We start from the raw sequence: 15,376 nt of genomic DNA on the forward strand, positions 1-15,376 counted from the left end.
CCGCCGATCGGCTCAAACATGCTGACACCCTGCGGGTTGATGTTGCCGCCGGCGGCCACACCCATGCCGCCCTGGATCATCGCCCCCAGGTCGGTGATGATGTCGCCGAACATGTTCGGCACCACGATGGTATCGTAGAATTCGGGGTTTTTCACAAACCACATGCAGCATGCATCCACGTGGTTGTAGTCCCTCTTAATATCGGGATAGTCCCGGTCACCGATCTCGTTGAACGCCCGCCACCACAGATCATGGGCATAGGTCAACACGTTCCGTTTGGCGACCAGGGTCAGCATCTTCTTGTGGTTCTTCTTGCGGCAGAACTCAAAGGCATATCGCAAGCAACGCTCGACGCCGAACCGAGTGGCGATCATTTCCTGCGTAGCCACCTCGTTGGGCGTGTTCTTCCGGAGGAAGCCGCCTCCGCCAAAGTACAGATCCTCGGTGTTCTCTCGGATGACATCGAAGTTGATGTGCTCGGGGCCCTTGTCCTTGAGCGGGGTCTCGACGCCGGGATACAGCTTGACCGGTCGAAGGTTGATGTACTGGTCCAACTCGAATCGCAATCGCAGCAGCAGGCCGATTTCAAGGATCCCGGGCGCGATCTCGGGGTCGCCGACGGCCCCGAGGTAGATGCCATCGTATTGCCGGAGTTCGGCGATCTGCTCGTCGGTGATGATGGGGATGTTCTGCTTGTTCGGATCGCCACCGCGAGCCAGATAGGCCTTGCCGCTGAAATCATACTCCGTGGTCGAGTACTGAAAACCCTCCTTGGCCGCGACCTCCTTGAGAACCTTCAGACCCTCTCTGACGACCTCCGGCCCCGTGCCGTCGCCGCCGATAACCGCGATCTTTAACACCACACCTGCTCCTTGGAGGACCAGACAACAGGGCCGGACACCCGACCCTGGAAAAGGCGAGCCAGATAAGGTATCACATGCATCTGGTTGCTTCAAGCGTCTCTGGAAGCTAGGCCGACGTCGCCTTCAGGAATGACCTATCCCTTGGCGGCGAAAGGCTTTAGAACCTTACGGCCGGATATCTGTGCGGCTTGCGCGCATGTTTCCGGATCGCGGTACGCTTGGGTTGCGGCCCGCAAAAAGCCGGTCTGCCTCAGCACACACATGATCCTTGCTGCCGCTGCCACGGGCCGGATGGCTGACAATGGAGGATTCTCGATGCCGTTTCTCACACCACACCTGCGCAGGGTAGGACTGACGGGGCTGGTGGGACTGTCCCTGGTCTGGGGTTGCTCCCATTCGGCAGGGCACAAGCCCATCGAGTTCTCTCAGAACGAATGGGTTTCTCCGAGCGGCAACGTCGGCGTGCAGATCGTGACGGAACACTATGACCTGCGGGTCACCAGCCGGGACGTGCTCTTGCAGCAGTACCTGCCCCGGTTCATGGAAACCGCGTTTGAAGCCTACAGCTCGACGATCCAACCGAGCCATGAGAACACCGACCGGATGGTCATCTATCTATTCGGCACGCGAGATGAGTGGGCGGCCTTTACCCGCGTTGCCTATCCCGCGCAGGCCGAGGTCTATCTCCATCTCCAGGCCGGCGGATACACCGACCAGCCGAGCGCCACAGCCGTAACGCATGACCTCGGACGCGATCGCTGCCTGTCGTTGCTGGCCCACGAGGGCTTTCACCAATACGTCGCCCGACACCTGAAAAGAGCCCTGCCGGCATGGCTCAATGAGGGCCTCGCCTGCCAGTGGGAGGGCTTCAAGCTGGTGGAAGGCAGACCTGTCTTCAGCCCGAAGCAGAACTTCCTCCGGCGTAACAGTCTGCGAGCCGCATTGACCGGGAAAGACACATTCATTCCACTGCCCAAGTTGCTCGCCATGGATGCAGGAGAAGCCGTTGTTCACACCGGGCAAGTGGTACAATCCTACTATGCGCAGGTCTGGGCACTCGTTCTCTTTCTTCAACACGGAGCCAACGGCGAGCACGCCAAGGCTTTTCGAGAACTGCTGGCCGACGCCGGTACAGACCGACTCGATGCGGCGGTCAGCGCCTACCGAGCCGCAACGCCGGACGCGGCCTCGCTCAGCAACGGCGAGATCATCTTCCGCCACTACATCACGGATGACCTGGAAAGCTGCGGGAACGACTATTTCAAGTTTGCCCGGAAACTGGTCTTTTGAGCTCCTGAAGGAATCTGAGAGCGTCAGAACGCGACGTCAGTTAGAGGGGCCACAGTGTGAGACGGGCTTCCGGCCGTCATGAAACGGCGAGACGCCAAAACGGCAGGATGCCGATGCGACACCGGGTAGGAACCAGGGGATCGATCGCGTGCTCGCAAATGTGCTGCTACCACTCGAGTCGCCCGAAATGGCGGATGCCCACCACCAGCGCCACGGCGGCCACGACGATGTTGAAAGCCAGCGTCGCCGCAACCCAGAACAGCAGCGTCTCGTTGACGAACTCGCCCATGCCGGCCTCGGCCTCGCGGTAGCTCATGATCCCAACGCCGATCAGCGACACCACCACCAACACCACAGACATCAACAGATTAATGGTGCCGCCAAACCCCCCGGCGATCCTGGCGGGGTTGCGCTCGTGGAGAACCGGCATGCGGGCCCCCATCCCGATGCTGAGCCCGCAGAGCCCGATGCAAATCGCCGCGAGGGAGACCAGGTGAGCTGCCTGCAACGGCCATGACAGATCGAGCCGCCATAACGAAGCGCCCATGACGATCAGCGCCGTGATCAGCGTCAGCGTCAGAGCATAGAGGAATTTGGCGAGAATGAGGCGGCTTCGTCTCAGCGGCAGCAGACCTAGCAGCCAGAACTGCCGGCCCTCCAGGGACACCAGCGGGAAGACGAAACGGCTGGTGAACGTGGCCAGAATCAGGCTGATGGCCACCGAATTCAAGAACGCGACCAGCAGTTGGAGTCGCGGGTCGTTCAGATCGGTCCAGGTCCGTTGCGCGTTGCTCACGTACAGGATCAACAGACCCAACAGAATCGCCATCTGCGACCACTGCAACGGATCGCGAAAGAAAGCTTTCAGGTCCTTGGCCGCCAGCAGCCGCTGGGTCTTCGGCAGGTACGCGAACATCAACTCCGCCAACCAGGCAAGCATCTTTCCGCCGATGCCCACTCTTCGCTGTCGACCGCCTTGAGCCCGACTGTACGCCGGCATGAACCGCCGCGAGACCACCGACACCGCGACGACGCCGGCAAACAACGAATTCGCCATGGTGATGTAGAGGTAATAGCCTCCAAGGCCCGATCTGCCCTGGAGGGCATTCATGATTCCCTTGGACACCCAGGTATGCGGAAAGAGGGCGTTGCCGAGCAATCCGATGCGGTCGTAGAACCGCTCCAGCCAATCGGCGGAAGTCATCGGCGTCGCCAGAACGCCTCGAAACCACCATATCCCGACCACGATGATGAGAATGAGCACCAGAACAAGCGCCCGTCGGGGCGTGCGAGGGCAAATCATCACCGAACCCCACGCCAGCAACAACCCGAGAGCCCCCGGCAACGGGATGAACGCGAGGAACAGGGCCAGAAAAAGCGGATAGAACGTCCATTCCTCGCTGTAGACGCGAGCCAATGCCATCATCAGCGGCAAACCGAGCAGGATCAGGGACCAACTCGACAAAACAAGGCTCTCGATGAACTTGACGATGACCAGATCCCGGGGCTCGACCGGTGCGGCCAGCAGATAACCAATCTCGGGCCTTTTGAAGAGAATCCCATAGCAGAGAATCGCGTTCGAGAAGGCCAGCATGCCCATCAGAGCCAGGAACAGGAAGTGAAACATCACCGGTGTGGCAACGATGCCTTCGAGGACCGACCTGTTCACCACCAGCAGCGACTGTACCAACAATTCGTAGAGAGCGGCCCAGATCAGCAGCAGTGACGCGGCCGTGCCCAGGAACTTGAGCGGCCGATCCTGAAAAACCTGTCGGAGCGTATTCCTCAGGACGGCCGTCCGCACCCGGACAAGGAACAGCACGCCGGGCGTGGCGGAGACCGTCGCGCAAACGCCGCCGGTGGCGGGAACGTCTCGTCGCTCGCTGGTCATTGCCTTAGCATCCCGAAAAACACATCCTCCGTCCTCATACCGGGATGGTCTCGGCCTGCCCGTTTCCGTGGTCGGCGGTCAGCCTCAGGAAGATATCCTCCAGGGATTCGTCGCGACGGGCATGGGCTCGGAGTTCCTCGAGGGTACCGCAGGCCGTAAGCCTGCCACGATGAATGATGCCAATCCGGTCCGCGACGGCCTCGGCCACCTCCAGCGTATGGGTGCTCATGAACACCGTGCATCCTCGCGAGGTCATTTCCCACATGATTTCTTTGACCGTGCGGACGGTGCGCGGATCGAGTCCGACCATGGGTTCGTCGATCACCAAGAGCTTGGGGTCATGCAGCAGCGCGGCGGCCAAGACGGTCCGCTGTTTCATCCCGTGAGAGTAGCTTTCGGTAAGCTGATCGAGGAAGCTGCCCATCTCCAGTCGTTCGATCAGGCCGCCAGCGCGAGCCTTTATTGTGGCGGCGCTCAGCCCGTACATGCGACCGACGAAATCGAGGAATTCCCGGCCGGTCAGCTTTTCGTAGAGAAACGGCTGGTCGGGCACGTAGGCCATCCGGGCTTTCGCCTGGCGTCCGTCGCGGCCCATGGCATACCCGCAAACGCGGATGTCGCCGTCGTCGGCCACCAGCAGACCGGCAATCATCTTGATCGTCGTGGTCTTGCCCGCGCCGTTAGGGCCGAGAAAGGCAAACAGCTCGCCCTCGCGAATCTCCAAAGAAAGCCGGTCGACGGCGGTGAAATCGCCGTACCGCTTGGTGACTTCGCGCAGTTCAATGGCTGCGGGCATGTTCAGTTCCCCTGCGGCTCCATCCGCCCCATGCTCTTGTGGCTCTTGGCATTGTCGCGAGCTTCTTCGTTGTAGGCCTCCATGATCAAGGTGACGCGACCGACGCCGGGCAGATCGGCCTCCTGCCGAAATACGCGACCTTTCTCATCGACCCAGGCCTTGGAAGACGGCGGCACGGTTTCCACGATGAAACAGTCGACGGTGCGGCCCGGCTCGAAGGGGTGGGCAATTGCTTCTTTGCCGGTCACCCTGGCGACCACCGATTTGAATTCCGTCCGCCCGCTCAACACCGCGGTCAACGGGTCAAGCATCTGCATCCGCCATGACTGTCCGAGACGAAGGGTGGGCAGGCAGGCCAATGGATTCAACGACTCCCCGATCATGCGGCTGGCGGCATAGTCAAGGGGCACCTCGCGACGGATCGGACCAAACTGCATTTCCACCGGGAAATAGATGCCCCGCCGCTCGCCGTGGACGAAGATCTTCTGGTCCAGGAAGCCATGGACGTCCAGCCTGAAACCCTCCAATGCTCCCTGCCGGTCAAAATCAGCCTGAGACTCGATTCGGATTGAGGGAATCATTTTCAACGGCAATGCCGGGATGTTCGACAGCCCATCGAGCAGGACCGTCCCGTTGACCGACGCGGTCTCGCGGTTCACGCGAACCTCGCTCCAGGCGGTTCCAAGGCGGCGGTCCCGGCTGTCGACGATTCGATACTGTTGGAGGGGCTCATCAAGTAACTTGAACTGCTCCACGGTGATGCGCGGCGGGTCTTGGGCGATCCATTCGGGCATGACGTCGTGCACGAACAACGATACCATCGCCGCCGCCCACAACAGGAAAGCCGCAAGACCGAGGAGTCGATAGATCATGGCCCACCTTCGCGCCGCCGGGCGGAAAACCGTGGTCGAACCATCCGCTCGACGCTTCCACCTGATCTTATCCGTCGGGATGAGGCAAGACAATTTCGAACCTGCGCGTCTCGCGTTTTTCGTTTCTGACGAATGATCTGCAACCACGGCCGCCGCGAAACCTCGATCCTGCATGGTCATCCGCGGTCGTCCGGTTGCTCCGGCGCGTCATCCCGGTCGGCTTTGCCTGGCCACGCTCGGGACATCGGCCGGACGTGTTGCCTGTCAACTCATACCCGCCGGCGCTGCGAGCGGTTGCGGATGCCGGAAATGACAGCTCAAATGCACGCCGCCGGATTCGCCTGCTCCTCGCCGGGCTGCCCCGCACAACGCGGACCCTGCCGCAACCGTGACTCGGACGCACCTGCAGAACCGCGGTCAGAAAACAACCGCGCCGACCATCTGGGATACGCCCAGAAACATAGACCCGGCCCCCAGAAGCATGCTGGGCGGGGGATGGCCCACGTACGGACGGGCCCACTTGGGCATGCGCCGGATGTTGAGCACCTGCGAGCCGAGGACGATGCTGATCACCCCGCCGCCGAATGCGATGATGGAGACCAGCGGCGCGAGGCCATCCAGGCCGACCAGCCGAACGAACCCAAGCGCGCACCACACGATTAAGCCGATGGTGATTCCGAGCTTGGCATCCTGGTTGGCATGACGGAGCCGGAGCGCGACGTTCCAGATGCGCCTGGTGCGTCTGCGCACCTCCTCCCACCGAAAGGGCGTACCGCATTCCGGACATCGCTCCTCGGGCAGGCCGGTCAGATCGTACTGGCATTTGGCGCACGTCGGCGGCAGGGGAAGTCGCCATTTATCCTTTGGCGCGAGCTGGTCAAGTTCGTCCCAGGTAAAGCCCAATGAGACCCCCTGCTCAGCCGAGAAGCGCGCGGGCGACCGTCCGCGGATCGTCCGAACTGATGACGGTGGAACATACGCACAACCGTCTGGCCCCGGCTTGCCTCAGTATACCCATGTTATCGACGGTGATGCCACCTACGGGTACGACCGGAATTGACGTCTCGGATTCGGCCAAGGCCAGCAGGGAGGGGCCGGGCACGTGCTCCTGCGGTTTGGTGGCGGAGGCGAACATCGGCCCGACGGCAATGTAGTCCGGAGTCAGGCGAAGCGCCGCCCTGAATTGTTCGGGCGTGTGCGTGCTCAGACCGATGAGCCGATCAGGCCCCAGGATACGCCGAGCGTCGGCAACAGGCATGTCCGTCTGGCCAAGGTGGACGCCGTCGGCGTCGCTGAGGACCGCGATGTCCGGCCGGTCATTGACAATGAATACCACTGCCCGTTCGCGGCAAAGAGCCGACAACCGGCGGGCCCGGACCAGCAACTCGCCGTCGTCCATGCCCTTCTCGCGAAGCTGGATGCAATCGGCCCCGCCGGCAATCGCCTCGGCGGCCGTTTCCAGCCAATCGCGACGGCACATCGACGCGGTCACCAGCACGTAGAGCCGCACCCTGGCGAACCGTGCGGAACGTGGCCCGCGCATGATCACCCGCTGCTCGACTTCGTACGCACGGTAGCGCAGCGATTCCATCGCCGCCGACAGGCCGACGTCAAACGTCTTGGCATACTCCTCAATGGTCCGCAGGGCCTCGGACAACCGCTTAGCCGAGGCGACGCAGGCATCGCGGGCATCCGTCCGATGCCGTTCAGACTCCGTGGAGATGCCGGTCCCGACGTCTCCCGGCGTGTCTCGCGCACCCAGCAGGTCTTCCAGAGAAACGTGCCTGACGCATTCACGAAGATCGTGACGCAACTGCTTGAGCACCGCACAGCCTGCCGGATCGTCCAGCACGAAGCGAACGTAGTCTTCCATCACCCGCAGCGCCTCGCGGGTCCGGTTGAGGTTAGCGTCCAGGATTCTGGCGATTTCACGAGTGAGCATTCAGCTAGCGAGCTCTCCGCGATCAGTTCTCAGAATGCGTGTGAAGACCGTAGGGCATGGTCGGAGCCACCGAAGGTGGCGGAGACCTGCCGGTCCTGGCGACGGAATATGGCAGGTGTCGGTCGTCACAGCGGACCAGAGCGAGGTAGGCTCGACACTGCCCCAACGACCGGCCCCGTCGGTTTTCGCACACACTCTCGGTCACCAAAACTCTACGATCAGTATGGACTCGCCGTCGTCTGACTGCAACCCGGAACTCCACCTGTTCAACACCACCCGCAGGATATCGCCGGTGGAAGTTGAGGGCTTCGGCCCGTTCTCACCGGGACGTTCACACCCCAGTCCGACATAGAATACGTCATCGACACGGACAAAGGAGCGGGCGAACGTGTCGGCCGTGAAGGTGACCTCGCACTTGAAGCTCTGCACATCGGCCGTCGCGTAGATCGAGTTCTCGTAGCTGCTGCCCTCCGGCGGCGTGCAGAGAACGTAACTCAACACTACCGATTCAGGAGTCTGCGTCTGCGCACTTGGTAACGCTCTTGCGAAAAGAGCGGCAACGGCAGGCAAGCAGGCGACATTTGTTCCAAGGGACCAACCGACTAACAGACCAACGAACCAACAGACCAATCCCCTACTCCAACAGGTGCCCCATCTTCTCCTTCTTGGTCCGCAGGTAAGCCCGGTTGACCTCGTTAGGCGGAATGATAATGGGCACCTGTTCGACGATTTCGATGCCGTAAAGCTCCAGGCGGCTGATCTTCTTGGGGTTGTTGGTCATGATTCGCAGCCGCCGGAGGCCCAGGTCGCGGAGAATCTGGGCCCCGATGCCGTAGTCTCGTTTGTCGGCCGGGAAGCCCAAGTGCTCGTTGGCCTCGACCGTGTCCAGTCCCTGCTCCTGGAGGCGGTAGGCCTTGAGCTTGTTGTGCAGGCCGATGCCGCGGCCCTCCTGTCGCAGATAGACGATCGCCCCCTTGCCTTGCTCCTGGATCATGCGCATGGACTGGTGGAGTTGATCGCCGCAATCGCATCGCCAGGAATGAAAGACATCGCCCGTCAGGCATTCCGAGTGGACGCGGACCAGCACCGGCTCCTCATGCAACACGGGTCGGCCGGTGGCATCACGTTCCCCCACGCCTCCGCAGCACAGCGCCAGGTGCGGCTCGATATCTACCAGCGACCTGTACGCGTGGAGCGTGAACCGGCCGTAGGGCGTCGGGAAATGAATCGTCTCGACTCGCTCAACCAGCATCTCCCGCTGATGCCGGTACTCGATCAGATCGGCAATCGTGCACATCTTGAGCTTGTGCCGCTCACAGAACCGCACCAGATCGGGCACACGGGCCATCGTACCGTCGTCGTTCATGACTTCGATCAACGCTCCGACCGGGCACATACCCGCGAGGCGCAGAAGGTCCACGGTGCCCTCGGTCTGCCCGGCCCGGACTAACACCCCCCCTTCCCGGGCCATGAGCGGATTAACGTGACCCGGCCGGCAGAAATCGTCCTCAGTCACGTCCGGTTCGGTCAGCCGACGAATGGTCCTTGCCCGGTCAGCGGCGGAGACACCGGTGGTGACACCGAATCGCGGGTGGGCGTCAATGGTCACGGTGAACGCCGTGCCCAAGGTCGCCGTGTTTTCCGTGGTCTGGGGCTGAAGGTCCAATTCCCGGCAGAGGTCACGAGGCAGAGCCACACAGAGGACGCCACGAGCCTCCTTCAGCATGAAATTGACCATCTCGGGGGTGATCAGCTCGGCCGCGCAGATCAGATCACCCTCATTCTCGCGCCGCTCGTCGTCGACCAACACGACAAACCGGCCTGCTTTGAGTTCGTCCATCGCTTCGGGAATCGTACAGAATGGACTGCCCATACATCTTCTCCCTTGGCCCACCCCTGCCGAACCCGTTATTGTACAGCAACAGGCCTGGGGGCCCCAACGCGATGCGGCTTCCGGCGCCGCCCGGGGGTGCGTAACAGTCTGGGCGGGCATGCCGACCGGTCCAGGTTGGGCGATCAACCTCTTCAGGGGGTCTTCCCGCCAAAGGCGGGCTGATAGGCCGGCCGTGATATGGCCAGTTGGCGGTCGCCCGCGGTTCTTCTTCCTATGGTCTCAGCCCGTTTCAACGGGCTTACCTGACAAGGACAGGCCCGTTCATTTAAGACGGGCTTGATGGGGTAACACAGTGAAGGAGGAATTGGCCGACCGTGAACCAGTCGTCAAACGACCGGCCTGTCTGCCCTTCGGGAAAGACCGCTGAAGCGATCTGTTTTCGGCTTGCGTTCGCGACAACCGGGTCAGCCGCCAGAAGTGCCGCCGCTGCTGTCACGGGCCCGCCGCCAGGTCCTGGGGCAATGCGCCAACCTTCGCGGCCAACATGAGTCCGTAACATTTTACCCCACAACGTTTTACATCCGGAGCGCCGCCGACCGCCCATCGCGCCTGCCTCACGGATTGAATCCCTGTGACCAGATGCGGGATACTGGCCAAAGCCAAGACCACAGCAAAGTGGTACCCTTGTTCTGCCCGCTGTGGGGCGGGCAGACGAGAGGACCTAGCGACATGAATGCCAAGGCCGTATGGACGCTGATGAAGGAGCGGCTTCCGGCCTGGAGGCGCGCGCAAGACAACGGGCATCAGAGCTCGGTTCTCCTTCCTGCCGACGAGCCATCTCCCCCCACCAAGATGCGGCCGGCAACTGGCATTGTCGATGCCTCCCTGCCCGACGATCAGCGTTGGCCGGCGATGATGCGGGCCGGCACCCGACACTACGAGAGTGGTGAATTCCGCTTGGCCGTCGACGCCTTCCGGGCCGCCGCCCAGTTGGCCCGCGGCTTCGGTTCTGATGACCCGCGCCTGGCGGTGAGCCTCAACGACTGGGCCGAAGCTTGCCGTGCCTGCGGCGACTGGGCGCAGGCCTTGTCGCTCTGCCAGGAATCGCTGGCATTAAGAGGCCGCGTTCTCGGGCCGTCTCACCCCCATGTCGGCGTCAGCCTGCACAACCTCGGCACCCTGTTTCTGGAGACCGGACGACTGGCTGAGGCCGCACTGGCATTTGAGCGAGCCTTGACCCTGTTGCGCGGCGGTCTTGGTTGCGGCCATCCCGATGTCGCTGCCACCCTTTGCGGCCTTGCGGCGGTCATGAAGGCAGAAGGTCATCACCCGGACGCCGCCGAGTACGTCCGCCAGGCGCTGGCCATCCGTCAGGAAGCCTTCGGCTGGAGGCATCCCGAAGTGGCGGCATGCCTCAGTGCGCTCGGAGACATCCACCGCGAACTCGGCGAGTATGACAAGGCACGGAACCTGTGCGAGCAGGCGTTAGCCATGACCCGCGAACTGCTCGGCCATGAGCACTTTGCTGTTGCCGCCATTCTCAACAACCTTGCGCTGCTGAACAAGACCCAGGGACGGTTGGCAGAAGCCGAGCTTCTCTACCGTCAGGCCCTGGCCATCGAGGAGCGCACGTTGGGCCCGCAGCATCCGTCGCTTGCAGCCACGCTCAACAATCTGGCGGTGCTGTGTTTGTCACTGCGACGGCTGACCGATGCCGAGAGTCTTCTCCGGCGGGCCCTGTCGATCTGCCGTGACAAATCGCCGACCAACCATCCGGATGTCGGCCTGATTCTAGCCAATCTCGCCGAGACCTGCCGCCTGTCCAATCGGCTGCCGGAAGCGGAGTCGCTGTGCTACCAAGCTCTTTCGGTTGCGGAATCCGCTCTGCCGCCGAACCACCCGCATCGGGCAGCAATTCTTAACAACCTGGGCGTCATTCTTTGCGCTCGCGGCCAAAGGAAGCAATCGAAGGTCCTCCTCGAAAACGCTGCCGCCGTCCTGGAACAGCGGCCGGCCGACGATCGCCTTGCCCACGTCGTCCGACGGAATCTGCGCGCCTGAGCCCCCTACACAGCGCGTTGAGAACCTGGCCATAACTGCGGGTGGGTGCTGCTTTCGCACCGACGGGCAGGCAGTCGGCGACACACGGCGGATCAGCAAGACTCCTCAGGTGGTGCCGGCATGAAGGGAAGGCATGCCGCCGCCCTGCCCCGCCGCGAAGCACCCGCCGGACGCTTTATGACGCGTTGGCACGAACGATCTGAACGAGCGGCTTGACGGTTTCGCTTCGCGGCTCGGGCGGTGCGCTCAATACCGGGTGCACCAGGTGACTGGGCGACTCGTCATCAGACGAAATGCCTTGCGGCATGATGCCGACCCGCCTCCACGCTGCCATCTCAGCCTGCGACAGTGCGTGATCGAGTTTCGGACGGACTCTCTCCGCCTTGGTCGGCTGAACGACGGTCGGCGCCTTCCGTGCGACCTGTGGTCCGGACGCCCCCTGACGGCTCAGTCGATCGTGGAGGCGGGTGAGGATATCCATCAAGGTCCTGCCCATTGCGGGATCCACGATTCCCAGGCGGACTTCACGATACAGCCGATCCATCGCCTCACCGACCGCGGCCGGCGTCGTGAGCTTGCGAAGATAGCCGTCGGGCAGATGGCTCAGCCGTCGATGGCTCCTGCCGCCCCGGGAGGCGATTTCGCGGCGCTGCTCGGCCGTCAAGTTCGGGTCATGGAACGGACAGAAGTCCTGGCCCGGGCGAGCCCTGCCCCTGCAACGTCTTCCCGAACGGGTCGTGGCCGCACATTGCTTCTGCTTGGGCTCGCGAGCATAGATCTGCGTCGGCTCAATCCGAGCCGCGCCTCCCTCTTGTTTCTGAGTTCTGAATCGCAACGCTTCCCAGAGGAGTTCTGCCGACATGTTCCTGCACCTCACGCCGTACAAAAGACCGTCGTGAATCTCGACGACTTCGTCTCATCCGCGGCCTTGCGGCCAGCAGCACTGCCCAGGACTCATCACCAGGTGACATCCGTGCCACGGACTTGCCGAACATCCGGTCGGTGCCTGTTACGCGGTATGAAACCGCGTTGGCGGAAGGCTGTGAGAAACCCGCACAGCCGGTGATTCCGGCATTCTAACGACCCACCGCATCCAGTCAACGGCGAGTGCTCCGCTTCCGGTCGCGCGCACCGCCGGAAACACCATGAGGCGCACGCAAGTCATGCCATCTACGGCATCTGCGCGCAAGATCCCACACAGGACTCTCGGCGACGTTCTTTATGGGACTTCTTGCTGCGCCGCCCGCCTGCCGCGAACGCTACGAGTGCCAAGTGAGGTATTCACAGGGTGAGTTGATGACTGGAGACCGGCTCGCCAAGCCTGCCACGCCTGTTCTGAGCTGGACATAAGCCGGCCCAATTCCCCGACCACGGAACCCATTTCCCGGTTGGTTGTCCTGCGAGCGGACGCCCGCTATAGTCCCGACTTCGCCTTCTTTTTGGGAGCGCAAACCGCCCGTTTCAGGAACGATGAGATGCTCCAGGGGATGTTTGCATCACAATCCGGGTCGCTCAGCGCCCAATTCACCGGTCTGGATTGGCTCGTGGTGATCGGTTATCTCGCCCTGACCACGGCCATCGGCAGCCTGATGGCCGGCAAGCAGGCTACCATCCGCGATTTTTTTCTCGGCGGGCGCAAGCTGCCTTGGTATGCCGTCTGCGGCTCGAACATCGCCACTGAGATCAGCGCTGTGACCTTCGTGGGCGTACCGGCCATCGTGTTCGCCTCCCAAGGCAACTTCACTTACCTTCAACTTCAACTGATCGGGCTGGTGCTGGCCCGCCTCATCGTTGCCTATGTGTTTGTGCCCGCCTATTACGAGCGCGAGATCTACAGCCCCTACGACTACATGGCCAACCGGCTGGGTGAAGAGGCCCGTACCGTCACCACCTGCCTCTTCATCCTCGGCGGCTCGCTGGCCCAGGGCGCCCGCGTCTACCTGACCGCCATGATCCTGGACATCATCGCGGGTAAGAGCCTTTACGGCCCGCTGGCGGACGCAACGGGCATCAGCACGCTGACCTGGTCGATCTACACCTTCGGGATCATCTCAGTGGTCTGGTGCTGGATCGGCGGCATCACCACGGTCATCTGGACGGACGTCATTCTCTTTCTGGTGTTTGTGGTCGGAGCTTTCGTCGCGTTGGGTGCAGCCGTCGTCAGACTTCCCGGCGGCTGGTCCGAATTGATCAGCATCGGATGGAATGCAAAACAAGCCGGTCGCTGGGGCAAATTCACCGTCTTCGATTTCGATCTCAGCCTGATCAAGCCCTACACTTTCTGGGCCGCCCTCATCGGCTACACCTGGCACGGCCTGTTCGCGTTCGGCACGGACCAGATCATGGCGCAGCGCATGTTCTGCTGCAAGGGACCCCGGCCGGCACGGTGGGCGGTGATCGGCAGCAACCTGGGCCAGATCATTGCCATCGTCATGCTCATGGTCGGCGTCGGCTTATATGCGTTTTACCAGAAGAACCCACTTTCCGGGGAAGCACTCGACCTCGTCCGAAAAGACATCAACTACGTCTTCCCCGTCTTCATCATTCAGGAACTTCGGCCCGGCATCACCGGCCTGATCATCGCCGCCATCTTCGCGGCCGCGATTTCCACTCTTATCTCCGTCGTTGCCTCATTCAGCCAGACCACCCTCTCAGCCTTCTACCTGCCCTGGTATCGGCGACGCAGTACTCGCAAGGGTTCGCCCGTCGGCGATGAACAGGCCATGCAGAATCCGCGGCTGGTGCTGCTCTCCAGGCTGTTGGTATTGATCTGGGGCGCAATCCTTTGCCTGACCGCCCAGCTCGCCCATGCCGCCGCCCAGCACTATAAACAAATCCTGGATCTTGCCCTGGCCATGGCCGGCTATGCGGGCGGGGCGTTGCTTGCCGGGTTCATGTTGGCATTCCTCAGGATCAATGTCGACGCCCGCGGCTTCATCTGGTCGGCCCCGCTGTCGGTGCTTACCGTACTGGCGGTGGCCTGGCACCAGCCGTGGGCACACGCAATTTGCTGGGCAGGAACGGTCATCCTTCTAGCCACTTGGCTGTTTCACATCTATGGAAGAAGAAAAGACATGCCGGCCGGCAAGCAAGCACCCGAACCGGTACTCTCTCCGGCTGTGCAGACCGTCATCCTGGCCGTCGGCACCGCGATCATGATGGTGATCAGCTACTTCGGCTACTTCGAGACGGTGGACGCCGCGACGGGCAAGATGACACGCACCACCTTGGCCTGGCCGTGGTTCATCGCCATCGGCTCGCTGGTGGCCTTCAGCTTCGGCTGGCTGTTGGCTGGAAGAAAAGACACGGCCGCGGCGCGAGATACGGCCGGGCAACAAAATGACCTGTCCAACAACGGGGACACAAGCGGAACTGGGTAGGGCCGGAGTTGAACCGGCGACACACGGATTTTCAGTCCGTTGCTCTACCAGCTGAGCTACCTACCCGAAAGACTGTTCCCCGAGGGCCGACGGGCTCGCTTTGCGGCCTTCGGGCACGCTAGGCCCCGCCCCGCCTTGGGGTATTTCATGGTAGCGTGCCCGCATCAAGCGGTCAACAGGGCCGGCCGGACCAACAGGTCCGCTTCTTCTCGGACTTTACGCAAAGGTGGCGGCTTACCCGGTCGGGGTTGGCCCTCTGTGCGGCAAGAGGCGGGGGTCTGTCAGCCGGAAACCCGGATCTGAAACAGAAACAGACCGGCGGGACGGGCGCCGCCCGCGCGCCGGCGATGAGGTTGATGAGTTACCCATAGCTCCCGTGCGCCAACCTGACAAAGCTCGCCAACATGAAACGCCGTCAACTAGGGCGGTAAATCGTTTGCCCTCCGA

General features: G+C 62.2%; 12 protein-coding genes and 1 tRNA gene. 3 read left to right on the forward strand and 10 right to left on the reverse strand.

Annotation, left to right across the window (positions count from 1 at the left end; all coding sequences use genetic code 11):
* A partial coding sequence (locus PLL20_13045; GenBank protein ID HPD30918.1) for a 3-isopropylmalate dehydrogenase occupies positions 1-863 on the reverse strand: 863 nt, incomplete at its 3' end.
* A gap of 315 nt (positions 864-1,178) precedes the next feature.
* Between PLL20_13045 and PLL20_13050 the strand changes: the two genes are divergently transcribed.
* On the forward strand, positions 1,179-2,153 hold the full coding sequence (locus PLL20_13050) for a hypothetical protein (GenBank protein ID HPD30919.1): 975 nt from the start codon (positions 1,179-1,181) through the stop codon (positions 2,151-2,153).
* Positions 2,154-2,319: 166 nt separating this feature from the next.
* Here PLL20_13050 and PLL20_13055 read toward each other — a convergent pair whose 3' ends face one another.
* The 7 genes from PLL20_13055 to PLL20_13085 form a co-directional block, all read right to left on the reverse strand.
* Positions 2,320-4,044, reverse strand: coding sequence for a hypothetical protein (locus PLL20_13055; GenBank protein ID HPD30920.1), 1,725 nt, complete (start codon positions 4,042-4,044; stop codon positions 2,320-2,322).
* A gap of 34 nt (positions 4,045-4,078) precedes the next feature.
* Positions 4,079-4,840, reverse strand: a complete 762-nt coding sequence (locus tag PLL20_13060; GenBank protein ID HPD30921.1) for an ABC transporter ATP-binding protein — start codon at positions 4,838-4,840, stop codon at positions 4,079-4,081.
* Between the two features lie 2 nt (positions 4,841-4,842).
* Positions 4,843-5,712 carry a hypothetical protein gene (locus PLL20_13065; protein HPD30922.1) on the reverse strand — a complete coding sequence of 290 codons (870 nt, stop codon included), beginning with the start codon at positions 5,710-5,712 and terminating at the stop codon, positions 4,843-4,845.
* Positions 5,713-6,129: 417 nt separating this feature from the next.
* Positions 6,130-6,615, reverse strand: a complete 486-nt coding sequence (locus PLL20_13070; protein ID HPD30923.1) for a hypothetical protein — start codon at positions 6,613-6,615, stop codon at positions 6,130-6,132.
* A 13-nt stretch (positions 6,616-6,628) separates the two neighbouring features.
* Positions 6,629-7,654 (reverse strand): thiamine phosphate synthase, encoded by a 1,026-nt coding sequence (locus PLL20_13075; protein ID HPD30924.1) that lies wholly within the window; start codon positions 7,652-7,654, stop codon positions 6,629-6,631.
* Positions 7,655-7,855: 201 nt separating this feature from the next.
* Positions 7,856-8,152 carry a hypothetical protein gene (locus PLL20_13080; protein ID HPD30925.1) on the reverse strand — a complete coding sequence of 99 codons (297 nt, stop codon included), beginning with the start codon at positions 8,150-8,152 and terminating at the stop codon, positions 7,856-7,858.
* Between the two features lie 136 nt (positions 8,153-8,288).
* Positions 8,289-9,527, reverse strand: a complete 1,239-nt coding sequence (locus PLL20_13085) for a bifunctional 3,4-dihydroxy-2-butanone-4-phosphate synthase/GTP cyclohydrolase II (protein ID HPD30926.1) — start codon at positions 9,525-9,527, stop codon at positions 8,289-8,291.
* Positions 9,528-10,217: 690 nt separating this feature from the next.
* Between PLL20_13085 and PLL20_13090 the strand changes: the two genes are divergently transcribed.
* Positions 10,218-11,549, forward strand: a complete 1,332-nt coding sequence (locus PLL20_13090) for a tetratricopeptide repeat protein (protein ID HPD30927.1) — start codon at positions 10,218-10,220, stop codon at positions 11,547-11,549.
* Positions 11,550-11,724: 175 nt separating this feature from the next.
* On the opposite strand, the gene PLL20_13095 is transcribed toward PLL20_13090, so the two are convergent.
* A complete protein-coding gene (locus PLL20_13095; protein HPD30928.1) occupies positions 11,725-12,411 on the reverse strand; it encodes a hypothetical protein in 687 nt (228 codons plus the stop codon).
* Positions 12,412-13,036: 625 nt separating this feature from the next.
* Between PLL20_13095 and PLL20_13100 the strand changes: the two genes are divergently transcribed.
* Positions 13,037-14,929: a hypothetical protein gene (locus PLL20_13100; GenBank protein HPD30929.1), complete on the forward strand. Its 1,893-nt coding sequence runs from the start codon at positions 13,037-13,039 to the stop codon at positions 14,927-14,929.
* Here the strand turns inward: PLL20_13100 and PLL20_13105 are convergent.
* Positions 14,923-14,995: transfer RNA gene (locus tag PLL20_13105), tRNA-Phe, on the reverse strand. The genes PLL20_13100 and PLL20_13105 overlap by 7 nt on opposite strands.
* Positions 14,996-15,376: the final 381 nt, after the last annotated feature.

The organism is Phycisphaerae bacterium (assembly GCA_035384605.1).
Classification (GTDB): domain Bacteria; phylum Planctomycetota; class Phycisphaerae; order UBA1845; family PWPN01; genus JAUCQB01.